Below are 23809 nucleotides of genomic sequence, written 5' to 3'. Positions count from 1 at the left end.
TCAATCCTCTTGACTTAGCGCGTTTGCATATTTTACAGCCGCCGCGATAAGCCGGCCTATCGGGGTAGAATTGGGTCTCGTAACGGATTGATATTTATAGGTTAAATATGCCGTCCTAAATATGTCAATGTGCTTTTCAGGCTTACGGGACTTCATTCAGAGCACAGCTTTCGCGAAGCGGTTTCGCCGTGATTCCCGGAATTTCACGCGCAGCCGTGGATTGCCCTTCTTCACCGATCTGATCGCTTTCCGCCCAGCGGTGCGTGGGGCCGTGCAGGGCGAACCCGATGCGTTCTTCACGCTGCTGGCGCGGCGAACCCGCTTGTCTCGGGTGGTGACCGCCAGTGTTCTCGAAGGCGCGTAGCCGCCTCTATGCGAATGTCTTCGATCCGCTCAACACAGAGTTGCTGCGGCTGGTCGATGAAGCCCTTCCCGGTCAGCCGCTCTGGCAGGGATTGCGGGTTCCTGGCCGCCGATGCCTCCAAGGTTCGCTTGACCTTGCTCAACGCGGAGGGCAAGCGGTGCGCGAGGCGACGCTGATCGGCTTGTTTCGTCCGGGCATCGAGTTGTTCGCTTCGCTGATCCTGCACAGCCCCTGGTTGGTGAGCGGCAGATGCTGTTCGAGCGCCTGACCGGATTGACCGCCACGACATGCTGCTGCTGCGACCGCGGTTACCCGGGCGCGTGGCTGGTGGCCGCCTTGCTGCATCGGGAGATTCCTTGCATGCGCTGCGATTCGTCGCGTCGACCTTTGCCGCCATCACGCAGTTCATGCGCTCCGGCCAGGACGACACCGTGGGACCCTGCCACCGCCGAATTGCCGATGCCGTCGATTACGAGTGTCCCCGCCAGGCCTCGACCGTGCGCCTGATCCGCCAAGTGACACCCGCCGGTAAGGTGCGCGTGCTCATGACGTCCTTGCTCGACAGTGCGCAGTATCCGGCGCCTGCATTCGCAGATCTCTATCATCGGCGCTGGCGCATCGAAGAGGCCTTCAAGCGCCTCAAGCATCGCCTGTCGCTTGAGCATACGTCTGGCTTGACTCTGCCCGCGGCCTGTCAGGACGTCGGCGCCAAGATGCTCTGCGACAACCTCAATGCGCTGGCGGTCTATCTGGCCACGAGCACCTCATCGCCCCAGATTCGCCGTGGCGTATCAATCGCACCTTGGCTTTCTCGCATCTGCGCCGCCTGCTGCCCTGCGTGCTCACCGGCCGCCTTCGCTTGACCTCGCGCATCGTCGCCGCACTGTTCTCTGAGATTGTCCTGAACCTTCAAAAATTCATCCCCAACCGAAACCGACCGCGACCTATTCGACCCAAGCCACACAAGTCTCATGCCTACAAAACCGCTCCATGACAAGATGCTAAGTCACGAGGATTGCCCATAGAGTACGGTCGTTTTCGAGTAATGGCAACGCCAGCGCTTGCGCGGACATGCCGTCGCTGGTTCAAATCCTGTTGCCATCCCCCATGAACCTTGGGGTCAATTCACGAAACGACAAAAAAATCGAGCCTCTTGCAAAACCCTGGCTCCGCTGAGGATTTTTTCGTTCCGGCAAGCGGATCGAAGGAAGGACGGGCGGCCATTTCTGGCATGATGCGGTTACCAAGCCAAACATCATAACGCCCGCCCATGAATGCTACCCAACGCGACCTGATCATGCAACGCTGGAATGTGATTCAGCATGAACTTATCCCCGAACTGCGTCACGAGGTCAGCATGATGACGCCCAAGCTTGAGCAGGTGATTCATACGCTTGATTGGGTGCGAATTGAGGACTTCGTGACTTCGTCGTGGTGCGGCATTGGCCGCCCGCCCAGCGAACGCGCCTGGTTGGCCAATGCCTTTGTGGCCAAAGCCGTTTTGAGCCTGAGTACGACGAAGGCCTTGATCGAGCGCCTGACGATTGATCGCGCCCTGCGCCGTATTTGCGGGTTTCCGATGTGTAAGAAGGTGCCCTCCGAAGCAACGTTCTCCCGCGCTTTTGCCGAATTTGCCGAACACCGTCTGCCTGAACGGGTTCATGAGGCACTCATTCAGACCCATCTTGGCGATGAATTGATCGGGCATATCAGTCGCGATGGGACCGCCATTCCTGCCCGTGAGCGGCCGACCCGAACCAAGCCCCCCAAAGTCAGCCGCGAAAGGAAACAGCGGGGACGTCCGGCGCGGGGTGAAGCGCGTCCGCCGGCCAAGCACTCGCCGCTTGAACGGCAATGCCAGCAGATCTTGTCTGAGATGTTGGCCGAGATACCGACGGCCTGTGATCGCGGCACCAAGTGCAATGCGCAAGGCTACAAAGTCAGTTGGAACGGCTACAAGCTTCATATCGACACGGCCGATTGTGGCGTCCCTGTCGCGGCCTTGCTCTCGTCGGCCTCGATGCACGACAGCCGGGCGGCGATTCCGCTCTCCTTGATCAGCGCAGGCCGCGTCACGAATCTTTACGATGTGATGGACGCCGCCTATTGCAGTTTGGTGTTGCATGAGCACAGCCGAAGCTTGAATCATGTACCGCTGATTGACCATAACCCGCGCGGCGGCCTCAAAGAAGAATTTGAACCCGCAGACGCGGTTCGTTATAACGAGCGCACAGTGGCGGAGCGCAGCAATGCGCGCCTCAAGGATGAGTTCGGCGGCACCACGTTGCGGGTTCAAGGGGCCGTCAAAGTCATGAGCCATCTGATGTTCGGTATCCTGGCACTGGCCGCTGATCAGTTAATGCGATTGCGACAATGAAAAATACGCGCTGCCCCCCTGATTTCCAGGCGATGCATTTGAGGGTGCAGAGAGCACTTTGCACTGGATCACAAGAAATATGACTTACGGATAGCGTTAGGCGCGGAGTTTACGTTTCAGAAGCAAAAATCGGCTTCAGTAAGGCCGATAGTGTGGCGCAGCACTTCGTGTGAGGGAGTTTTGCAAGAGGCTCAATCGTACGTTAAGCCATACCAGGCAATAGAGCAAAACAGCCTCAATGGGGGAGCGGATTTCGTATCGGGAACGAGGCGGCGTGCAGTGTTATCGAGAACTGTGTGTTACTTGGCAGATGGCGCAAGATTGAAACGGAAAACCATTTATTTGGACTGGGTTGCCCGATGCAGTAAATTAGCACACCCGAAAAATATTCAATCTCCATGAAATTCCATACCAGACACCGCCACTTGAAACAAGAAACAGCCTGATGCCGGTCAATAGCGCTTTTCCTGCTGCCACACCAGCGCTGGAGTCTTTTGGGCTCAAATTCTCTTCCGGTGGCGCGCATATCAGCCGGACCATGATGCTGGCAGAGCTTGAAGCGGTGCTGGGGGCAGTTCCCATCGGTTCTGGCGCTGCCGATTACCGCGACGCCATTCTTCAGCGAAATATTCTGGACAAGGCCACGGACAGCACACGCAAGGAATCACTTCGACGCCTCCGCGAACTGTATTCGCTCGACGAGGCCAGGCCAATCTTTGGACTCCTACGCAAGCTCCATTCTATCGATGCGGCGAGCCTGCCTTTGCTCGCGGTGCAGGTAGCCTGGGCGCGTGATCCACTTTTCCGGGCAACGACCCCGCCGATCATGGATACGTCAGTAGGCGATCACGTTGAAACAGACAGCTTGGCACAGGCGTTTGAAGCCGCATTCCCGGATCAGTATTCAGAACTGAGTCGAAATCAGACCGCACGCCATGCCGCGTCCTCATGGACTCAGTCAGGGCACCTCGTCGGACGTACTAAAAAGGTCCGCCAGCAGATCAAAGCAACTGTACAGGCCGTCACCATGGCCATCTTCCTTGGTGATGTCGCCGGTTACCACGGCGTCGCGATCTTCTCCAGTCCGTGGTGTTCCCTCTTGGGATTAAACCCTGACCGCGCCAGAGCAATGGGCCAAGAGGCCCATCGTGCCGGCCTACTCAACCTGCGGGCGGTGGGGGGAGGTCGTTGAACTAAGCTTCCCGCTGCTTGCTGAATTTCAGGTCCAACCATCTGAGCGCCATAGACCGGCTGCTGACCAACTACTCACGCCAGGTGCGTCTGCCCTGGCAGGCCACTCTTCGGGTAAGCAACGCGTCTGGTTCGCGGTGTATCCACCGGCTGAAGAACGGCGGGTACGCGCACGCATCCCGCAGTTTGAAGCGCTCACCCTGGAGGCTAACCACGGCTGGATCACCGTTGACCTCACACGATTGCTCCCGGAATGGATTTCGGCCCACGAAATCCGCGAGGGCATCTTTGCCGAACCCGAGCTTTTCAGCGCCCATAGCGAACTCGAAGACCTGGCCGTTGAACGGGTACGCCAAGCCTGTAGCCCTGACGATGTAGATGCCGCCACGGTCGTAGCCGTCACCGGCTTGGCATCGCTGTTCGACTTCATGCGGTCTCACGCCTGATTGAAAGTGTTGAGGACAGCGTGCGCGGTCGCTTGCTGATCTTGTTTCCGGGCGAATACGCCGGCAACGTCTATCGTTTCATGGATGCGCGCGATGGTTTCAACTACATGGCCGTTCCCATCACCTCCACCGAAAGCTTCATTAATCAATGAATTCCCCCATGAGCAACCGAGAACTCTATTTTCGCGATCCAACGACCCTTGAGCTGCTCAACAACGGCGTCTCGAAGGTCGCCGAGATCGGCCACAACGAGGGACAGATCAAGACGCTGCGCTTCGAGCTGGAAACCTTTGTCTGCGACGGCGAATACGCCAGGGGGTTGGAGCGGATTCTCAAAGCCTATCTCGTTGGCTTGGGGCAAGCCGAGCAGCAGGCAGTCTGGGTCAGCGGCTTCTTTGGCAGCGGCAAGTCCCATCTCGTCAAAGTGCTGCGCTACCTGTGGGAAGACTATCACTTTGCCCACGGCGCCACCGCCCGCTCGCTGGTCACGCTGCCGGCGGAAATCGCCGATCTGCTCAAGGAGTTGAGCACCCGCAGCCGGGCCATGGGTGGCCTGCGCGCGGCTGCTGGCACGCTGGGCGCCGGTTCCATGGATAACGTCCGTCTTGCTTTTATCCAACTGGTGTTGCGCGCGGCCGGTCTGCCAGAGAATCTGGCGCAGGCGAAATTCATTCTTTGGTTGCGCTCATCCGGGCTCGAAGCCAAGGTGGCGGACGCCCTCAAACAGCAGAACCGCGAACTCGGTCGCGAAGTCCTGCTGTTGAAGCTTTCCATGCCCCTTGCTGAAGCGCTGGTCAGTGCCGAGCCAAAATATGCCACCGCCGCCAATGCCCAAGCCGCCATCCGGGATCAGTTCAAGGACAACAATTCCCCGTCGATTGAGGATGCGCTCGACGTGGTGCGGCAAATTTTCGGACCGGGCGGGCAACTTCCCTGCACACTGTTGGTGCTGGATGAAATTCAGCAATTCATTGGCGAAAAAATCCAGCGAGCGAATGACATCCAGGAGATCGCCGAGCACTGTTGCACGGATACCCTTTTGCCAATTTGGGCGTTTGTTTCATCCGAAAAGTTTCGCGATGAAGTCCGAAGGATCGACCAGTCTATGAAGATCACAAACGTGACCTTCTTAAAAGTCCCCTTCGACCTGGCGCACTGGCAGAAGGTGGCGGCGGAGAAGTATCCGCACGGCTTGCCCAAGCCGTTTTCGAGCGACGCGATGCAGTGGTTGTTCAACGGCCACCCTGCCGGTGCAGACCAGCCGTTGCAGGTGGCCGTGGCCCGCTTGCTCGGCTACCAATGGCCGCGCCAGACCGGTTCCAGTTTTCCCGATTGCCCGGCGCTTGCCCCCGATGGTCTGGAAACGCTGGCGGATGAAGACGGCATCGTCTGCCTCTCCGCCACCAAGGGCGAAGCTGCGGCTGCCGAGCGCCTGCGCGAACTCCTCGCCCGCGCCTACGGCCAGGATTGGAACGCCACCCAGCAGGCCGCACTGCTTGCCCAAGTGGATTACGCCGGCTCGACGCTGGAAGACTGGTTGCGCAACGGATTTTTCGAGCAGCACTGCAAGCTGTTCCACAACCGCCCGTTCATCTGGCACCTCTGGGATGGCCACAAGAGTGGCTTCAGCGCGCTGGTGAATTATCACCAGCTCACCCACGCCAATCTGGAAAAGCTCACCTACGCCTACCTCGGCGACTGGATTCGCCGCCAGCAAGCCGCCGTGGACGCCGGTGAGGCCGGCAGCGACGCCCGTCTCCAGTCCGCAAAACAATTGCAGTCCGTGCTCAAGCTGATCCTCGAAGGCGAACCGCCCTACGATATTTTCGTGCGCTGGAAGCCGCTCGCTCAGCAAGCCATCGGCTGGCATCCCGACCTCAACGACGGCGTGCGCATGAACATCCGCCCCTTCCTCGCCAAAGACATCCCCGGCGGCAAGAAAGGCGCCGGCCTGCTGCGCGCCAAGCCCAACATCAAATGGGAAAAGGATCGCGGCAAGGAACCGCAGCGAGCCAAAGCGGAGTTTCCCTGGTTCTGGCACGGCAGCACCTTCACCGGCGACCGCGTGAATGACGTGCATCTGACCAGGGAACAGAAAGCGCGGCAATGAGCGCAAAGAAACCCACTATCAGCCCGCCACAAGCTGCCCAGGCCAGCCCAAGCATGGATTTCACCTCGCTGGTGGCGGCCATCGAGCAGGCGCATGCGCAAAGCGCCGCCGCCGTCAGCCGCACCATCAATACCACGCTCACGCTGCGCAATTGGGTGATTGGCTGGTACATCCGCGAATACGAGCAACAAGGGGCCGACCGTGCCACCTATGGTGAAGCGATGGTCAACCGGCTGGCCGAGGCCTTGGCCGCAGGCGGCATACGCGACCTGGCCCCGCGCACCCTGCGCCAGTGCCGCCAGTTTTACACCGTTTATCCGCTGATTTGGCAGACAGCGTCTGCCAAATCCTGGCCATATGGGAATCCGTCTTGCCGGATTTGCAGTCCCTGCTGCCGGAGTTGTTTGTGCTCGGCAGTTATGCGCCGGAAAAACGCTCCGGCCCGGCGCTGTGGCTGCGCTGCATCGAGGCGCGGCTCGTTGACGGTGCGCCCGCTGGCGGAACCACGCCGATTTTCTACCTGCCAGGCATCAGCCGGGAGACGCTGCGGGCCGCCGAAGATTGTCCGCAGGAACTGGTGGCGCTGGTTGATTTACAGTATCGCGGCATGATGTGGCTGCACGTGAATGGCAAGGAGTGGACGCCTTTCGCGTTTCTGGTGTCCAGCCACGGCGGTCTCAATCTTGATGTGGCCAAGGATCAGGCGACGCTCGATGCGCTGGCCGGTGCGTTGCCGACCTTGTTGGTCGAACCGCTGACCCAGTTGCAGGGCAAGCGTCTGGATTCGGAGTATTTCAACGGGCTGGTGGCGCCGGATGCGACAGGGCTGCTGCTGCGCTGGCTGGGTGATCCTGAGGCGTTCAAACAGCGTCGCTCGGTAGTGGAATGGAAAGCCTTCTGTCAGCAATGCAAGTCGGATTTCAGCTTTGATCCGGACAAGGACGGCCCACTGAAGGCGGCTCAACTTCTTTCCGGACGGGGCAATCCATGGAACAAGGTCTGGCAGCGCTTCGCCGAGGCACCCGCGAATTACTCAGGCGTTGTCGAATGGCTGAAGCGGGCCGCGCCCAAAGCACCGTCCCTATTCGATACCGCCGAGGTCTGGCCGAACATCAACGAAAGCGAAGAGCGAAGATTGCAGCAGGCGCTGGAGTCGCTGGTGGATCGGCCGCAGGACGAGGTCATCAGTCGCGTTGCCGTATTGGAGGCGGAACATGCAGGCCGGCGCCGCTATCCTTGGCAGAGGCTGGGCCTGAGTCCCTTGGCAACGGCGCTCGAACCCTTGGCGCAACTGGCCGGATTGTGCCAGATCACCCACGGCGCGCCGACCCCGGATGCGTATGCGGCGTTTTATGCCAGCGCGGGCTGGCGGGTCGATGCCGCTGCCCTGGCTGCCCTGGCAGCGTGTGGGTCTCCAGAACAGCACGGCGCGGTGTTGGGCATTGTGCGGGCCGTTTATCTGCCCTGGCTCGATGGCACGGCACGCCATCTGCAACAACTCATCCGCGACAATGGGCAGTCGGTATCGAAGCGCGCCCCGCCCATCGAAACGGCGGCGGGCGGTTGGTCATGTTTGCAGATGGTCTGCGGATGGACGTTGCCCAGCAGTTGGCGCAGCAACTAGCGGTGGCGGGAATTGAGTCCACGCAGGACTGGGAGATTCCCGTTTCCGACGAGGTGCTGGAGTGGGCGCTGCGCATCGCACTGGAATGCCGCCGGCGGGTCAAGGAACAGCAGAAGCGCATCGGGTCCGCCGAGTTCCGCAACACCCAGTTCAGCTACTCGATGGGCGAGGACGGTGTGGAGCAATTCGTCGCCACGCCCGAGCTTTTCAGCGAGAGCAGCATTGGCAGCGATCCGCTACCGCCGGGGCAGGTGTGGGTTATTGCGCCCGGAGGCGGTGATGAAAATACGGGTTTGTATCGTGTGGACATCACGGAAGGTCCGGGCAGTGGCGTGAAGATTCTGAATCAACCGGCACCGCCACCTTTCCGGGAAAGTGTCCGCTGTGCCGAACAGAACCTCTATGCGCGCGCGAAGGAACTTGTCGGTGACCGCGAGCCTCGCCAGCACGAATTCTCAATCCAATTGCGGGCATTTGACAGCGCCAAGAGCGGCTCTGCGGTCGGCGTCGCCGTGCTGCTCGCGCTTTGCTCATCGCTACTCCAGAAGAGCATCAAGGGCGGCCTTGCCGTTACCGGCGGGCTGAACCTGGGGGGTTCCATCGAAACGATCTTCAATCCGGTGGCAGTCGTTGAAACGGCCATTGAGAAAGGCGCCGCCAGCATCTTGATGCCCATCAGCAGTCGGCGGCAATTGAACGATTTGCCCGACGATCTGGCGGCCAAGATCACCATCCATTACTACCTCGATGCACGGGATGCGTTGTTGAAGGCGTTGGCGATTTGATTGGCGATCCCTTGAACGCACTGTTGGCCAATAGTTCCATGCCGGCATTCGCTTGCTACATCGGCATCGACTATTCAGGTGCTATCGACCAGCGTTCCTATGCCCGAATCGCGCAGCTCACGGGCCAGCGCCTTGGCAAGCACGCTGACATCTGACTGCGCGGCGAGTTGTGGTGTCCCCAAACCACGAATGATCTCGCCCTGCCGGCGGCTCTCGACCTGACCATAGCTAAGAAAGGTAGTCAGAACCTTGTCATGGCCAAGATTCTGGCTCCAAGCCTTGAAATCCTCCGGGGACTTGCAGACCGACTGTCCGAACCGAACGAGAGTATTTCTAAGGCTGTGCGGGTTGAAGTACGGCAGCCCGGCACTGGCGAAGGCTTCCAGGAAGATCGTGCGAATTCGCGCAGCGCTGCTCCAATGTGCCCGTTTCAGACCGACCGCTTCAAACTGCCGAGAGTCGCCCAGTGCGATATTTGTCGCCGGGAAGAGCGGATCGTCATTGCCCCAGAGCATCTCAGCCTGAAGAAACGCCACCCACTCCTCGACAATTCGGCGAATCTCATCCCCAACCGGGAAAAAGTACGTTGTGAAGGTTTTGCTGAATTTGGTCCGAACCTCACGCGCGTCCTGATGGACGCAGCCGGCGACGAGGTCGACGTGCTTCAGCTTCAGCGAGGCGATGGCGCTGTCTCGTGCGCCGGTCAAGAGCGTGAACGCGATGAGGGCGCGGTCGCGGCGCTGGATCGCGCTCTCGGTCGGCATCATGGCGATGACGTGCTTCACCTGTTCCACAGTCGGCCCCGCCTGCTCCCGCCTGGCCGTCGCAACGCGCACGTCCTTTTCCGACAGGTTGAAATAATCCGCGTCGGAATATTGAAGGCGCGACTTGTAGCCCGGTTGCCCAGCGAGCCAGTGGGAGAATCGTTTGACGTGCGCGAAGGTGGCGTTCAGGGTCGCCTTGCTCAGCTTCTCCCCGGATCGTTGGGCTTTCTGCTCGCCCAGGTGCCTCTTGAATGCGATGGCCTGCTCGAAGTGAAACGCCTTGAAATCACGGTGCTTGGTATCGGCCTCGAACCGCGCCAAGGCCTTTGCGACCGCGTCCACCGTCGGCTCGCTGTGGCGCATCGCTTCTTTCAAATAGGCGAAGTATCGGCGCTTGATCCGTTCGTTGTCGGCGTTGTGCGCTGTCATGGTTTTTTGCTCCCTATCCCAAGTCACTGTTCACGGAGGGCTGCACGCTCTCGCTTATTCCAGGCAGGGGAAGTCGGTCACCACGTCCAGCCAATACATCACCGGGTTCACGTAGAAGTGCGCCTGGCAGAAGCTGCCGCCGTCGCCATCGCCTTCCGGGCGGGTGAAGCGCGCCGCTTCCGGCGCCGGAATGCCCGGGTCGAGATCGATGCCGCCGAGCGATACCAGGCAGAAGGGTTTGCGCACCACTTCGACATGCCGTGCCGGCTCCCAGAAACCGATGGACAGGCCGATGACCGGATTGACGCCACAACTGCAGACGGGGCTCGATGGGTTGTCGGTGTCCTCCTGGTCGCCGAAGTTGGCGATGCGCGCGGCTCCAATGCTGATCGGCAGGATGCACGACCAGCAGATGTCGGTGATCGGATTGGGAAACTTGCCGGTGCAGGTACGTACACGTTCAGGTACATCCGGTCGATGCTTTCGCTCTCCAGCACCACATGATTTTCCAGAACGTCGCTTACGCTGTGTGGTATCGTCATGTCCGGCTCCAGTCGTCCACGGGTCTTCGGACCCATTGAGCTTCGAGCTCCAAATTTTCTGGGCTTGTCCCAGCAGGCTCGACTGGAGCCACCTTAAACCACTGCCACCAAAAAATCACCAATACCACTTGTCGGTCTGAGGCAGAGCCTCGTTAGTGTTTCCGATTGTTTTAGTCACTAACCAGTTCAATCATCACAAATCATGAGAAGAATTCAGGATGCGCAAGCCATGGTTGGCACTATGTTGAAGCGGGTCAATGAGCAGGCCGCAGCGACGACTGAACGTCCCAATCGAGTGAGGTAGTAGCGATAGGTATGAGTGACTTTCTTGATCAAGCCGAGCGTACGCAGTCGGGCAAGTTGGCGCGACATGGCGGACGGAGTGAGCTTCAGATAGCTGAGAAGATCGGCACGACGCCAACCGTGAATGTTGAACTCGCCGCGTTGCATGGTTTGCAGCAAGGCTTTCTCGGCAGGATCAAAGAAGTTCACCCCTTTGACACCGGGAGCCGCCCCCAACCCATCTCGTTATACACAACTCACTCATCATAATCTGACCGCCCGATGCGCCCCTGGCAAGTAGTTGATTAAATTTATCTGGTATACCCCTTGCTTGGTCCTTCCCATTTTCATGGGGATCGGGCGATGGCAAACTGGGCGGGAGACGAATTTGGCGGGGCTGAACTTGGGGACGGACGTCTGAAGCTGAGGCTGATCAAACTGGCGACACGCGCTTTGCCGAGCAGCCGACGGCGAGCATACCGGGCGCCTGCGGGGATTGGGCGGAGACGCTGGCGGCTTACCGCTTCTTCGACCAGGCCAGCGCTGGCAAGCGTGGGCTGACCTGGCGATCGATCCTGCAACCACACATGGATTGCAGCCAAGGGCGCATGGCGCAACACCCAGTCGTGCTGTGCCTTCAGGACACCACCGAACTGGACTTCAACGGCCAAAGATCGAAGGACTCGGGCCGCTCTCGTATGAAGCCCAGCGCGGCATGTATCTGCATCCGACCTATGCGGTCACGCCGGAACGCGCACCGCTCGGGGTGATCGACGCCTGGATGTGGGCGAGAGAGGCGAAAGCGGCCGACGGAAGCCGGCCGGGCATCAGCGAGAGCACGCGCTGGATCGAAGGCTACGAGCGGGTCGCCGAAACCGCGGCGACGATGCCACAAACGCGGTTGGTCTATGTGGCCGACCGCGAAGCGGACATGGTCGGCCTGATGCACCGCGCCCAGGTGTTGGGGACGCCAGCAGACTGGCTGATTCGCGCCGAGCACAACCGCTGTTTGCCGCAAGGCGGCAAACTGTGGGCGGCAACTCTTGCCGAAGCGCCGCTCGGCGAGATCGAATTCACCCTGGCATCGCGGCACGGGCAGCCGGAATGGATTGTGCGCCAGCAGTTGCGAAGCCAGGCGGTCGACCTTCCCACTCCTGACACGGACGGCCGCCACGTCCGCGTGACCTGTCTGATCACCACCGAAATCGAAACGCCCACCGGCTGCAAGCCGGTCGAATGGCGCTTGCTGACCAATCGTGAAGTCGCCGGTCTTGAGGCGGCCGTCGAATTGATCGACTGGTATCGCTGCCGCTGGGAGATCGAAACCTTGTTCCATGTACTCAAGAACGGCTGCCGGGTCGAGGCCTTGCAACTGGGCAGCCAGAGCAAGCTGGAACTGGCGCTGGCGGTCTATCTGGTCGTTTCCTGGCGCCTCGCCCGTCTGATTCGCCTGGGACGCATCCACCCGCAGTGGTCTGCCGATCTGTTCTTCTCCGAAACGGAATGGGCCGGCGCCTTCATCCTCAACAAGAAGAAGCCACCGAAGAAGGTGCCGGCGGTTCGCTAGGTCATCCGCCTGATCGCGCAACTCGGCGGATTCCTCGCCCGTAAGGGCGACGGCGAACCCGGCGTCAAATCCCTCTGGCTCGGCATTCAGCGCTTGCGCGATTTCGTCTCCGGCGTAGAGCATATGCGCGAGATCCGTCATGTCATGTGAGTTGTATATAAAGGGATGGACCTAGCCATGAAAGTGCAACCAATGCCGCCAAGAACAAGGGTAGAAAGAATCGCTTCAAGTGCTCCATCATTGTGCTCCTTGCATGTTCGCCGGGGTAAGAAGCATTCCATTACACACAACTTCAACACCTCTGCGTAACATGCTGACTTTGCAAGAAATGCTGGGTGGATGTGATGGGTTGGGCAGCGGAAGAATTCAAGGCGATCGACCTGGGCGACCGGCGTCTGGACAAGCGCACGGTGCTGCTGGCGGAGCGCATGGCAGCCAATCCGATGGCCAGTATCCCGCAAGCCTGCGGCGGCTGGGCGGAAACCCAGGCGGCGTATCGTTTTGCGCAGGACGACATCGCATGGGAAGCCATCCTGGCCTCGCACTGGGAAGCGCCGAAACGCGCATGCGGGCGCATCCGGTGGTGCTGTGCATCCAAGACACCACGGAACTCGACTTCAATGGTCAGCGCATTGCCGGTCTGGGGCCGCTCTCGTATGAAGCCCAACGCGGGATGTACGTGCATCCCACCTACGCGGTCAGTCCGCAGCGTGAACCCTTGGGTGTTCTGGACGCCTGGATGTGGGCACGCGAACCCAAGGACGCGAACGGCCAACGAGGTGGCCTGCTGGAAAGCACCCGCTGGACGGAGGGCTACACCCGCATCGCGGAGTTGGCGAGCAGCATGCCGGACACCCGGCTGGTGTATGTGGCGGATCGGGAGGCGGACATCGTGGCCCTGATGGTGCAAGCCCGCGAGCCTGGGGCATCCCGCCGACTGGCTGATTCGTTCCCAGCACAATCGGGCGCTTCCCGAGGGCGGCAAGCTGTGGACTGAGGTCCTGGCCAGCGAAGCGCTCGGCGGCATCCGCTTCACGATGCCTTCGCGGCAAGGACAGAAGGCGCGGGACGTTCGGCAACGAGTCTGGGCAAAGCGGGTGACGGTCTCCGACGGCAAGGGGAGCCGGATCGAGGTGAGTTGTCTGGTGGCGCGAGAAGAAAGTGCCCCGAGGGCGTGAAGCCGGTGGAATGGCGGCTGCTGACCAATCGGCCGATTAACTCTTTCGAAGCGGCGACCGAACTGATCGACTGGTACCGGGCGCGCTGGGAGATCGAACTGTTCTTCCATGTCCTCAAGAACGGCTGCCGCGTAGAGGCGTTGCAGTTGAGCACCGTGGCGCGGCTGGAACGGGCGCTGGCGCTGTTCATGGTGGTGGCTTGGCGGATTGCCCGACTCATGCGCCTGGGCCGTACCTGCCCAGACCTGGATGCAGCCTTGCTGTTCGAGCAGGACGAATGGCAAGCGGCTTACATCCTGAATCGGAAGAAGGTGCCCAAGACGCCGCCCAGGCTCAATGAAGTGGTGCGCTTGGTGGCGATGCTTGGCGGATTTCTGGCCCGCAAGGGCGATGGCGAGCCAGGGGTGAAGACCCTTTGGCTTGGCCTTCAACGCGTCGTCGATTTCGCCGCCGGGATCAGATTCGCGAGAGAGGCTCATGCGTTATGACGCGAGTTCAACTTCGAAGTGTAATTTTGAATAATTTGTCACTACTGTCCGGTTAGATTCCCAATAAATTCAATTGGTTGCAAACCGGGTGCGCTCCGGATCTGTAATCGTCACCCGGGAACGCCTGCTGCAAGGTCATTTTCTCGAATAGGGTGAGGGATAAAACCTGTAGCAAAGTGTAGAGGGAAACGTCGAGCTTCAATTTTTCCGAACAATGGCGACCAACACATAGACCGACACCGCGATCCGGATTTGCGTCTTGACCGCGTTCTCTGAAGTACCGAAGAACTGTTTGATTCGAAGATGCTGCTTGATCCACTTGAAGAACAACTCGACCTGCCAGCGGCTTTTGTAAAGCGCGCAGATCGTTGCTGCCGGCAAGATCATCTGGTTGGTGAGGAAGACGAGCGTTTTTCCGGTCTCGGCATCCTTGAATCGAACACGCCGCAACTGGGCAGGATAGTCGCGCCGGGTGTAATAGCCATCCAGGGCAATCGTCTGGTCGCAGAGAATACCGGTACTGCGGTCGGTTGGCGCCGAATAGACGCGATGGGAATTCAGGTTCGATTTGGCACGGGTCACGAAGAAAGCCCCCGCCTGATGCAGCCTGTGCAAGCGGGCGAAATCAACCTAACCGCGATCCATGACGTAAATCGCACCGGCTTCCGGGGTCAGCAAGTCCAGCGCATGGACATCGTGCAGTTTCCGTCGGAGACGTGGATAAAACTGGGAATACTGCCGCGTCCCACAGGGATTTCCTCTGGTCACAAGTCGAGCAGCGTATGCATCTTCACCGCCGCCTTGGTGGTACGGAAATGCGCCCAGGGAAATACCGACAGGCACAGGTCGATGGGGGTCGAATCGAGCGCATACACGGTGTTCGACAATTCCAGGCCCAAGTCTTCGCTGGCATAGAGCTTTCTTGCCTGGACAATCAGCCGCGCGGCAAAGTCGGCGTAGATGCGCCAATCCCGCGATTCGTTTGCGTCGGCCAATGTCGCACGCCGTACCGGCTCGCGAAATCCCATGTGGTACAGCTTGGCGGATTGCGCCGACAGACAGGTCTCGATGTCCCGCAAGCTCTCCCGATATGTCAGTTGTGCAAAGGCCATCACCCGAAATTGTTCGGCGCAACTCAGTGTGCGAACGCCTTTGTCGCCGCTGTAGCGTGTGACATAGCGATTGAATGTCGACCACGGCAGGAAATCCATCAACTGGGAAAACAGTGTCTTGCCGGCGTTCATGGCAACACCCTTCAGAAAATTTCGAAGGGCCATTTTTCGCCGATTTCAAATCGACACCACACCTTTTCGCTTGGAAAGCCCCGTCAGTCACGGCGCTCGGCAGTTCGAGTGCTCATTTGACCGGACAGTAGTGATAATTTGTGTGTAATGGAATGGGTTTTCTGATGGAGTCTGGTCGTCAGAAACAGGGTATTGGAAGAGGCCGGAAGCTTGGCGAGACCGTGACATGGATGTTGCCAGATACGTATTTGCTTTAGAGATTATGGATCAAGTGAAAAAAGATCCCGGTGCATTTGTGTTCGACAAATCCTTTTCTATGGCGCAAAAATCAAACAGAATCGGTGAGGATAGGCCGTCTGAGATTGACCACGATGAACTGCGTAAATCTGCAACAACTAAAGGATATTTCTCTCTTCCGAAAAACAGCAGGAAGAAAAATGAGATTCTTGACCTTCTCATTGTCGAACTTGGTCTGTATAGAGAAAATAAATCAACTTCAAAAGAATCGAAATATCGCCACTTGAAGCGCATTCTCAAAACCCAAAAGCCGTATTTGGACATTTAACCGGACGTCCAAAATAACAGCGGTAAACTGCGAGCGCCAGCACAAAAAAGAGTTCGCAAGATGATTAATCCAGCCATTCTTCCGCAAGAAGGATTTGTCGGGACCGATGCCCTGATCGGGCGTCCTGAAGTTACCCCTGACGAGGCAGCGCGCAATGCCGAAAAGGCCGAACTGGCGAAGCGCGAGAGCCGTCCATTCAACAAACCGAGCCGACCTCGCCACGGCATAAAAGGCGTTTTCCCGGGCGGGCGTACATCGCTTTACGAAGCGATCGCTAGGGGCGAGTTTCCGGCACCAATCAAACGCGGACGCAGTTCGTTCTGGCCTGTTGATGAAGTGCGCAGGGCCTTGTCAAAAATCGCCGAACGCGGGCGCACTGAGCCCAAGGCAAAACTAACGGCATCAGAACTGGCCGGCCAAGCGTAGTCGGCTCCATGTTCGCGATCATAGCCATGGCAACGCCATGGATGACAAAGTTTTTCCACCAGGCGCAAGAGTGCCGTCTCTCTATCAGAGGCGCAATCATGCGACCAAAAAAGGAAACACCCACACTGGCTGGCATGGGCGGCAAGGGGAAAACGTTCAGCGCTCAGTTTGCCACATCTGCCAGCATCCGCCGCCGCTTTGGTAGCGGCATCGCTGGCTATGAGTATGCAAAATCAGCTTGGATTGCGGCAAATCAAGGCGTCGAATCTTGCAACTACTCGACGGCCATGCGCCGCATTGCGCGCGCAGTAGGGGTATAGCATGAGCGTCAAAACCATGGCTCGCGTATGGGAATTTAGCGTCAATCAGGGCAACGATTTGCTCATGCTCTTGGCTATCGCGGACTTCGCCGACGATGAGGGGAACGCTTAGCCTTCTGTGCAGACCCTTGCCACCAAGTGCCGGATGAAGGCGCGAAACGCCAATAAAATACTTGCGGCGCTTCGGTCCAGCGGCGAACTTGAAGTCCAGCAGAACGAAGGCCCGCATGGCACAAATCGCTACCGTGTCGTATTGAAAGCTTCCCCTTTGTCCGTTCTGACAGGGGCTGTCAATTCTGACAGGGTGTCAAAACGTACCGCTACCCCTGTCAAAACGTACCCAAAACCCCTGTCTGTTCTGACAGGCGAACCATCAGTTAACCATCAAGAACCACCAGTAATGCGCACTGCGCAAAAATTGCGCATTGCTTCATCGCCTGCCGTCGATGTGGATAGTGGTTTCTCTGACTTCTGGCAGTCATATCCCAAAAAGGTCGACAAGGTCAGGGCCATGAAGGCATGGACCAAGGCCAAATTGGCCGGCCAGATGCTTAATGAACTGTTGGCAGGGCTACAACGCCAGAAGGCATCAGCCGACTGGCAGAAGGATGGCGGACAGTTCGTCCCGCACCCGGCAACCTGGCTCACCGGACGACGCTGGGAGGATGAAATCATTCAGGGCGCCAAATCCGCCGAATCGGACAACCCAATTTTTGCGGGTGCAGTGTGAGCGCCCGAGACCTCCCCTACGGCGCCGCCGAAATAATTGCGCTGCGCTCAAGTGGTAAGCGGCCGGCAGACCTTGTGCTGGTTTCCTTCCTTGGTCCGCTGCGTGAATCTAACCCGGTAATCATCGCCAAGGCAGAGCGTGCCTACGACTGGCGGGTGTTGGTAGGCCTGTCAGTGGCCGTCATAATCGAGTCCAATACGCCAAATTTGGCCGGTATCGTCAAAGCCATCGTGGCAGCAAAGCCGGGATCGCTGTCGGTGTGGTTCGCCGACAGGCAGGACGGCGTGAACGTTTCCTTGAACGGCTATCGGCCAGCCACAAAAAGTGGGCGCCGCATGGACATCTGCCAGCGCGTTGCATGGGCTGGGATCGGCACCGACAAGCCGGCAGGCGAATGCTGCCAGCTCATCGCCAGGCAGGCGAAGTGCCGCGCCATGGTGAATGCTGACCGTTTCGACGCTGCCCTGGTTGAGATGGCACAAGCCGGATTCCGACGAATTTTTGGCAAGGCATGGGAGGCGGCATGAACACGATCCCTGACGATATCGATTTCGACGCCTTCCTCGCCGGCCCCGATGAGGGCGCATCAGTGCGCCCGGCAAGCGACTGGGTCGATCAAGTAATTTCCGCTTTCGTTGTTTGTCAAGATAGTTGTCACGTTACTTAAGCGGCCTTTTTTAGTTTGTTATCCTGTTGTCGTATTGGGTTGAGGTACACGATTGCGGGGCGATCCCAGTTTCGGATAGGGCCGCGCCAGCGCTCCGGCTTGGCGGCTTTGGCCTCAGCGTAGAGCGCTTCGCGCGCTTGCAGTACGACAATATCGGCGCCCTGGTGTCGTTGGGCCGGGGTGACGAATTTGAGTGCCGAGTGCCGGTGCGTGGTGTTGTACCAGCGCACGAATTTCATCACCCACTGGCGCACTTCGTCGAGGGATTTGAATCCCTTGCCCGGATAGCCGGGTCGGTACTTGAGGGTGCGGAAGAAGGCTTCCGCCTGGGCATTGTCATCGGACACGCCGGGACGGCTGAAGGACGGTGCGATGCCGAGCTTCTGCAAGGTTGTCAGCATTGTGGCACCCTTCATGGGACTGCCGTTGTCAGCGTGCAGCACCAGCGGCGTCATCCCCCGGCCTTCAGCCAGACTGGCTTTGCGGATGACCCCAGACGCCAGTTCAGCCGTCTCTTCCTCATACACTTCCCAGCCCACCACCTTGCGCGAGAACAGGTCGAGCATCAGGTAGAGGTAGTAGTAGGTGCCCGCAAGCGGCCCCGGCAACCAGGTGATATCCCACACCCATACCTGGTTCGGTGCGGTGGCCTGATGGCGCTTTGGTTCGCTATGACTTGGCGCGGCGGCGCGGCCTCGGTGATGTTGGAGGTCATGGGCCTTGAGGACCCGGTAGAAGGTGGATTCGCTGGCCAGGTAGAGGCCTTGATCCGCCAGCATGGGCACGATCTGCGAAGGCGGCAGACTGGCAAACTCGGGCTGGCAGGACACCGCCACCAAGTGCTGCCGCTCGTCCTTGCTCAGCGCATTGGCCGGCGTCGGACGGGCGGCGTCAGGGCGCTGGTCAGCCTTCACCTCACCCTGGACTTCTGTCCAGCGCCGGTAGGTGCGGGAGGCTCAGATTCAGTTCGGCACAGGCCCGAAACAGCCGGGCGCCACTCGCTACCGCTTCGTCGATCAGCGTTACCGCGTCGCGGCGATCTTGGGTGCCGATCATTCGTCCTCTTCCCCCCAGATCGCCGCGGCTTTTTTTCTCAGAATCAATAGCGCCGCCGTTTCCGCCAAGGCCCGGTCCTTGCGACCCAGATCACGCTCCAACTCACGAATGCGCAGCCGGTCAGCCTTCGCCGAGTCTGCCTTTATGCCGCCTGCAGGCGGCATAAAGGCAGACTCGCACACCTCCCGCCACTCCCGTACCTGCGCCACAAACAAACCCCGCGCACGGCAGTATTCGCCCAACTCCGCTTCCGCTAGCGGTGCCGTTTCCAGCACCACCGCAAACTTTGCAGGCCCGGCCCACTGCTCGGCGTTGCGCCCGTCACCCGGCACCGCAACCCCGGCTTCCAGGGCAACCCGCCGCCACGCATACAGTGTCGCTTCTGTTACGTTGAACGCCCGCGCCAACACCGACACCGTCTCATTCCCCGGCGCCATCATTCGCGACAATACTTTCTGCTTCAGTTCCTTCGGATATCTCACGTCGTCCTCTTCCTCGCCCCTGCTGTTCTGGTCTGAAGTCTAAATCAGACCAAAGGGACAACTATCCTGACACAGTGGGCTTTCGAGCGCCCGCAGCATCAGACCGGGGCGACGTTGCCATGGTCAAAAACGCATCAACTGGTCAGGTTGCGTGGTGGCGAATTGAGCATCTGGCCGGGCATCAGTGGCCACGGCAAAAGCATGATGATCGGCCAAGTTGCATTGAACCTCATGGCACCGGGCGAGCGCGTCTGCATTGCCAGCATGGAAATGAAACCATTCAGCACGATGCAGCGCCTTTGCCGTCAGGCATTCGGACGCAACGCGCCGGATCGGAGAAGCGTCCACGACCTTCACGACTGGACGAATGACCGACTTTGGCTCTACGACCAATCGGGACAGGTTAGCCCCGATCGCATCCTGGCCGTTGGAAGGTACTGCCATGAGCAACTCGGGGTTACACACCTGGTGGTCGACAACCTGCTTTCATGCGGCATTGCAGAAGATGGGTACAACGAGCAGAAGCAGTTCGTCTTGGCGCTCGCCACCCATGCCCACGACACCGGCCAGGCGGTTCATTTGCTGGCCCACAGCCGCAAGGGCAAGGACGAACTGACGCCCCCGGAAAGTTCGATGTGCGTGGATCGGCCTCGATCACCGACCTGGCCGACAACGTTTTTTCAGTGTGGCGCAACAAGTGCAAGGAAGAAGCGCAGGAAAAAGGCGACCACGGCAAGGATGCAGAAGCAGACGCCCTGCTGATCGTTTGCAAACATAGACACGGCGAGTGGGAGGGCCGGATACAACTCTGGTTCGACCGTAGCAGCCAGACGTATCAGCAGGCAGCAACCGATCAATCCAGGGCCATGAGGTTGTTTGCCGAAAACGACGAGGTGGACTTCTGATGGCTACCGTTACCCGAAAATTACGTGATGACTTCGAGGCTTGGGAAGCTAATCGTCTGGCGACGGGTGAGTTCACCGAATCCAACATGGCCGAGTTCAAGGCTCAGCTGCGCCGAGATCTGACGACTGGCCCCGATCAACTGCGCGAAGGCCTGATGATCATCATCGCCGCCGGCGTTGAAGTGCCAGCGGCCATCGATGACCACGAGCGGCGCTACCAACTTTGGGCCGACTACTTCGCAATCGAAGCTGAGGCAATCCGTATTCACCGAAAGGAGAAAAGATGAACACCATCCCTGAATTTGTGCAGCGTATTTCTGCCTTAATGAAGCTTTCCGCAGCTGCCGAACGCATGCAGCAAGGCGATGCCATCGACCAAGAAATAATAGATGCCTTTTTGTCTGCTCCCGCAGACGTAATCGACGAGATCGAGGCCGAGCTTGCCACGGCTGGATTGCCGCCCTTGCCAATGCAACTGAACCCCGGCAGTCTTGAGTTTCGCGCGGCCATGAAGCGTTTCTGTGAAACCCAAAACTACGGCGACGACGAAGCAGACCGTCAGGAACTCATGGCTGCTTCCGTGACGGCGATGCGCCTGGCGCCGCCGTGGTGGAAGGCGGAAATGGATCGGATGTTCGATGAAATATTCGATGTCACTCCAGATGGCGATACCGACGACGGCGTGCCGACATTTTCAGTCGGGACCGTTGCACACATGTGTGGAAAGTCGGAGGCCGAAATTATGAACGACTTGGTCGCGCTTGAAGACGCCGGCTTCCAGGTTCTCAACACCGAGAAAATCCACGGAATAAATTGATCCACGAAGGAGAAACAACATCCTGAATATTGCAGCCGATCACATTAATGCCACCGAGTCCATCGTTCGCAATGGACACTAGCAAAGCCGCACGCGCCCTTGGTCGCCTGGGGGGAGGCTATCGGAAGCGCAACAGCTCTTTCTTGATCGCGTTCGTGAACCCGGCGGCGTAGCGTTCTTTGCCAGAAATGCAGCTGAATTGCTGGCGGGCCGTGGAGACTTTGATGCTGTTATTGCAGCGAGGAGTACAAGATGAGTGGGAAACCAGGAGTAGGTTGGAGCAAAGGCCAAAGCGGCAATCCGAAGGGAAGGCCGAAGGGCAGCCGAAACCGAGCGACATTGCTCGCCATCGCGGCAATGGAGGGCGAGTTGAACGAGGTTGTTCGCATAGTGATTGCCGCGGCAAAGTCCGGCGATGTGGTTGCCGCACGTCTCGTGATCGACAAGTTGGTGCCGGCGGTTCGAGAGCGTGCCATGTCGATTGACTTGCCAGCTATCAACGGGGTCGCCGATTGCTCGGCAGCGCAGGCTAAGGTTCTGGCCGCTGTCGCTGGTGGTGACCTCCTGCCCGCCGAAGGTCAAGCGCTGGCAGGCCTGATCGACCAACAACGCCGCAGCCTCGAAACCACCGACCTCGCGCAGCGCTGGATTCGATTGAACAGCAGTTGAAGGGAAAGCCATGACCACAGCCAACATGCGTCTGCGCCTGGAGAAGAACGAGGCGAGCGTGAAACCGAGGCGGCCCGTGATGATCCTGTTCGAGCCGAGTAGCGATGCCGGCAATAATCCGGTTGCTTGGGAGGCGCACGCGCGGGACGTTTCCGAAGCGAAGGCGCTTGGTGGTCAAGTGGGCGTCGTCGTCTTCGTCAAACCGGCCAAGGCGCGCGAGCCGATCGAGGGCGTACGCTATTTCGACCACTATTGCGAGGTGGTACTGGCCGACTTGGATCCAGCCACATTCCTCGACACGCTCACGGGCAACGCGTTTGGCGTCGCGCCGGGTGCATCGTCGCCCAGTGTTTCGACCAGGTCGCTACCAGTGGAGGGCAGCAAGCATGAGTACTGAATCCATATCCCGCCGCTTGAAGGCAATCGAGGCTAAGGTCGTACCGAGGATGTCACCAATGAAGCGCATGTTAGTAGAGCTTCCGGAATTTGAGCGCCTGGTATCTGGTTTTGGCCTCGACTTTGAGGAAATAAAGGCGTTGCCCGCGCCGCGTCTCACGGGTTTCAGCCGATTCTGGTTGCCGGCGATGGTCATAGTAAATACTCGGTGCTAGCAGGCGCCTGAAAATACTGGCCGTGTCCATTTCCGGAACACGGGCGGATGTCCGAGCCGATTCGCGTAACTACCGAAACCGTGTTCGCTGCGATGAAGAAACACCCGATCGATTCGTTCACCACCTTCGAGATCGCCGAACAGATGGGTGTCCCGGAATATCCGGTTCGTGCCGCAATGTTTTGGCTGGTCAATCGCAAGATCATCGCCAGGGCCGGCGCCCGCAAGCTGATGACGCCACGCTGCCGGGAGCGCAACGGGTTTGCGCCGGAGGGCTAGGGCCGTATTGGGCGACGACTACGTTCTGCGCGAAGAGAACGCCGGGCCGGCATCGCGACACTGATGGGGGCGTTCTGCCGTGGGTGAAGATTTCACCGCAAAATGGTCGACGAAAGCGACCTGTCGCTCAGTCCGATGGGCAAGCGTAGTCAATATGCCAGGAGTAAGCGAAGCGGATCGTCACCGCATGAATTCGCTGGAACCAGGCCAAAGCCGAAAGCAGGGCTGTGGTCGAGAAGATCCTGATCCACAAACTTGTGGAGCAGCTATGAGCCTGGAGGATTGAAGCCGACCAACACCAGACAGGAACCAGAGTGCCTACCGCGGACGTCGGCTTTCTGGCAACTTAGCCGTACTCACACTTTCGGCCAACAACGGACATCCGACTTTGAAACCGTAATGACCGTCCATCTAACCATTGCCGACCGTCGCATGCAACAGATCACGATGTCTTGGACGTGTCATCGCCGCGGCATCGTACGTCGTCGATGATGGAGCACCCGAAAAGATGTGGTGCGCCGGCGACGCTCCGGACCCTTGAGCAAAGACCACTGAGCCCAGGAGCCGCGGAACCGGCGCCCTGGGGTTCTTCCCCACAGATACGCTCCGACCACCTGCAGGACGATGCGCGTGACGGCAAGCATCGCTTTGGGTCCGCGCGTCTCCCCTCCTTGCAGTATCGCGGAACGCGATGGCCGCCTGTAGCGGCCAGCTTGCGAGTGCCGCAAAGAGATTCGGCACCTTTCCTTGCCTGGAATGTGCTCGGATCGAGGAACATGCCAGTATCGCGCCCGCTTGCGACGGTTTGCCGGGAGTCTGCTTCTACCTGCCCGTTTTGATCGGCCCCGGGTACCGCGGCGCGCTCCCATGTCTGCTGCCATGGGAGCGCGCG

The 23809-nt window shown here is 59.1% G+C and carries 23 protein-coding genes and 6 pseudogenes; 23 read left to right on the top strand and 6 right to left on the bottom strand.

What is annotated here, in order from left to right:
• Window positions 1–220: 220 nt before the first annotated feature.
• The 9 genes and pseudogenes from IPP03_22705 to IPP03_22665 all read left to right on the top strand — a co-directional run bounded on the left by IPP03_22705 (window position 221) and on the right by IPP03_22665 (window position 8897).
• On the top strand, window positions 221–364 hold the full coding sequence (locus tag IPP03_22705) for a hypothetical protein (GenBank protein MBL0355300.1): 144 nt from the start codon (window positions 221–223) through the stop codon (window positions 362–364).
• Window positions 345–632 carry a hypothetical protein gene (locus tag IPP03_22700; GenBank protein MBL0355299.1) on the top strand — a complete coding sequence of 96 codons (288 nt, stop codon included), beginning with the start codon at window positions 345–347 and terminating at the stop codon, window positions 630–632. The genes IPP03_22705 and IPP03_22700 overlap by 20 nt, the downstream gene beginning before the upstream one ends.
• A gap of 88 nt (window positions 633–720) precedes the next feature.
• Window positions 721–1227, top strand: a complete 507-nt coding sequence (locus IPP03_22695) for a transposase (GenBank protein MBL0355298.1) — start codon at window positions 721–723, stop codon at window positions 1225–1227.
• A 407-nt stretch (window positions 1228–1634) separates the two neighbouring features.
• Window positions 1635–2741 carry a transposase gene (locus tag IPP03_22690; protein ID MBL0355297.1) on the top strand — a complete coding sequence of 369 codons (1107 nt, stop codon included), beginning with the start codon at window positions 1635–1637 and terminating at the stop codon, window positions 2739–2741.
• A 445-nt stretch (window positions 2742–3186) separates the two neighbouring features.
• Entirely contained in the window at window positions 3187–3933 is a 747-nt protein-coding gene (locus IPP03_22685; GenBank protein ID MBL0355296.1) for a hypothetical protein, read from the top strand.
• 136 nt (window positions 3934–4069) lie between these two features.
• Entirely contained in the window at window positions 4070–4378 is a 309-nt protein-coding gene (locus IPP03_22680; GenBank protein MBL0355295.1) for a hypothetical protein, read from the top strand.
• A 160-nt stretch (window positions 4379–4538) separates the two neighbouring features.
• A complete protein-coding gene (locus IPP03_22675; protein MBL0355294.1) occupies window positions 4539–6488 on the top strand; it encodes a hypothetical protein in 1950 nt (649 codons plus the stop codon).
• 370 nt (window positions 6489–6858) lie between these two features.
• Window positions 6859–8112: a BREX-1 system phosphatase PglZ type B gene (gene pglZ / locus IPP03_22670; GenBank protein MBL0355293.1), complete on the top strand. Its 1254-nt coding sequence runs from the start codon at window positions 6859–6861 to the stop codon at window positions 8110–8112.
• Window positions 8113–8144: 32 nt separating this feature from the next.
• Window positions 8145–8897, top strand: a pseudogene (locus IPP03_22665) (peptidase).
• Between the two features lie 74 nt (window positions 8898–8971).
• Here the strand turns inward: IPP03_22665 and IPP03_22660 are convergent.
• The 3 genes and pseudogenes from IPP03_22660 to IPP03_22650 all read right to left on the bottom strand — a co-directional run bounded on the left by IPP03_22660 (window position 8972) and on the right by IPP03_22650 (window position 11124).
• Complete coding sequence (locus IPP03_22660) at window positions 8972–10090, bottom strand: site-specific integrase (protein MBL0355292.1); 1119 nt, start codon at window positions 10088–10090, stop codon at window positions 8972–8974.
• A 57-nt stretch (window positions 10091–10147) separates the two neighbouring features.
• Window positions 10148–10540: pseudogene (locus IPP03_22655) on the bottom strand (TraU family protein).
• A gap of 305 nt (window positions 10541–10845) precedes the next feature.
• The gene (locus tag IPP03_22650; GenBank protein ID MBL0355291.1) at window positions 10846–11124 is read right to left on the bottom strand and encodes an ArsR family transcriptional regulator; all 279 of its coding nucleotides are present in this window, start codon (window positions 11122–11124) and stop codon (window positions 10846–10848) included.
• Between the two features lie 153 nt (window positions 11125–11277).
• On the opposite strand from IPP03_22650, the pseudogene IPP03_22645 reads away from it, so the two are divergent.
• A pseudogene (locus IPP03_22645) lies at window positions 11278–12631 on the top strand (IS4 family transposase).
• Window positions 12632–12855: 224 nt separating this feature from the next.
• Window positions 12856–14147, top strand: a pseudogene (locus tag IPP03_22640) (IS4 family transposase).
• A 52-nt stretch (window positions 14148–14199) separates the two neighbouring features.
• Here IPP03_22640 and IPP03_22635 read toward each other — a convergent pair.
• Window positions 14200–15391 (bottom strand): annotated as a pseudogene (locus IPP03_22635) (IS4 family transposase).
• A gap of 226 nt (window positions 15392–15617) precedes the next feature.
• On the opposite strand from IPP03_22635, the gene IPP03_22630 reads away from it, so the two are divergent.
• The 6 genes from IPP03_22630 (at window position 15618) to IPP03_22605 (ending at window position 18099) form a co-directional block, all read left to right on the top strand.
• Window positions 15618–15956 carry a hypothetical protein gene (locus IPP03_22630; protein MBL0355290.1) on the top strand — a complete coding sequence of 113 codons (339 nt, stop codon included), beginning with the start codon at window positions 15618–15620 and terminating at the stop codon, window positions 15954–15956.
• Between the two features lie 60 nt (window positions 15957–16016).
• On the top strand, window positions 16017–16382 hold the full coding sequence (locus IPP03_22625) for a hypothetical protein (protein MBL0355289.1): 366 nt from the start codon (window positions 16017–16019) through the stop codon (window positions 16380–16382).
• Window positions 16383–16390: 8 nt separating this feature from the next.
• Window positions 16391–16702, top strand: coding sequence for a hypothetical protein (locus tag IPP03_22620; GenBank protein ID MBL0355288.1), 312 nt, complete (start codon window positions 16391–16393; stop codon window positions 16700–16702).
• 118 nt (window positions 16703–16820) lie between these two features.
• Entirely contained in the window at window positions 16821–17432 is a 612-nt protein-coding gene (locus IPP03_22615; GenBank protein MBL0355287.1) for a hypothetical protein, read from the top strand.
• Window positions 17429–17959, top strand: a complete 531-nt coding sequence (locus IPP03_22610) for a hypothetical protein (GenBank protein ID MBL0355286.1) — start codon at window positions 17429–17431, stop codon at window positions 17957–17959. Before IPP03_22615 ends, IPP03_22610 begins: the two co-directional genes overlap by 4 nt.
• Window positions 17956–18099, top strand: coding sequence for a hypothetical protein (locus IPP03_22605; GenBank protein MBL0355285.1), 144 nt, complete (start codon window positions 17956–17958; stop codon window positions 18097–18099). The genes IPP03_22610 and IPP03_22605 overlap by 4 nt, the downstream gene beginning before the upstream one ends.
• Here the strand turns inward: IPP03_22605 and IPP03_22600 are convergent.
• Both IPP03_22600 and IPP03_22595 read right to left on the bottom strand, forming a co-directional pair.
• Window positions 18096–19595: pseudogene (locus IPP03_22600) on the bottom strand (IS3 family transposase). The gene IPP03_22605 and the pseudogene IPP03_22600 sit on opposite strands and share 4 nt — an antisense overlap.
• Before the next feature lie 165 nt (window positions 19596–19760).
• Window positions 19761–20081 (bottom strand): hypothetical protein, encoded by a 321-nt coding sequence (locus tag IPP03_22595; GenBank protein ID MBL0355284.1) that lies wholly within the window; start codon window positions 20079–20081, stop codon window positions 19761–19763.
• Between the two features lie 191 nt (window positions 20082–20272).
• Here IPP03_22595 and IPP03_22590 point away from each other — a divergent pair, with 191 nt between their 5' ends.
• From IPP03_22590 to IPP03_22565, 6 genes are all read left to right on the top strand, one after another.
• Window positions 20273–20542 (top strand): hypothetical protein, encoded by a 270-nt coding sequence (locus IPP03_22590; protein ID MBL0355283.1) that lies wholly within the window; start codon window positions 20273–20275, stop codon window positions 20540–20542.
• Window positions 20542–20829 carry a hypothetical protein gene (locus IPP03_22585; GenBank protein MBL0355282.1) on the top strand — a complete coding sequence of 96 codons (288 nt, stop codon included), beginning with the start codon at window positions 20542–20544 and terminating at the stop codon, window positions 20827–20829. Before IPP03_22590 ends, IPP03_22585 begins: the two co-directional genes overlap by 1 nt.
• Entirely contained in the window at window positions 20826–21359 is a 534-nt protein-coding gene (locus IPP03_22580) for a hypothetical protein (GenBank protein ID MBL0355281.1), read from the top strand. The genes IPP03_22585 and IPP03_22580 overlap by 4 nt, the downstream gene beginning before the upstream one ends.
• Before the next feature lie 369 nt (window positions 21360–21728).
• Window positions 21729–22028: a hypothetical protein gene (locus IPP03_22575; protein MBL0355280.1), complete on the top strand. Its 300-nt coding sequence runs from the start codon at window positions 21729–21731 to the stop codon at window positions 22026–22028.
• 10 nt (window positions 22029–22038) lie between these two features.
• Window positions 22039–22425, top strand: a complete 387-nt coding sequence (locus IPP03_22570) for a hypothetical protein (protein MBL0355279.1) — start codon at window positions 22039–22041, stop codon at window positions 22423–22425.
• Window positions 22426–22686: 261 nt separating this feature from the next.
• On the top strand, window positions 22687–22917 hold the full coding sequence (locus IPP03_22565) for a hypothetical protein (protein MBL0355278.1): 231 nt from the start codon (window positions 22687–22689) through the stop codon (window positions 22915–22917).
• Window positions 22918–23809 lie beyond the last annotated feature (892 nt).

Origin of the sequence: Candidatus Dechloromonas phosphoritropha, assembly GCA_016722705.1 — a bacterium.
GTDB classification, from domain to species: Bacteria; Pseudomonadota; Gammaproteobacteria; order Burkholderiales; family Rhodocyclaceae; genus Azonexus; species Azonexus phosphoritrophus.
The sequence above is the reverse complement of the archived record's forward strand: the minus strand, read 5'-3'. Positions and strand labels throughout refer to the sequence as shown.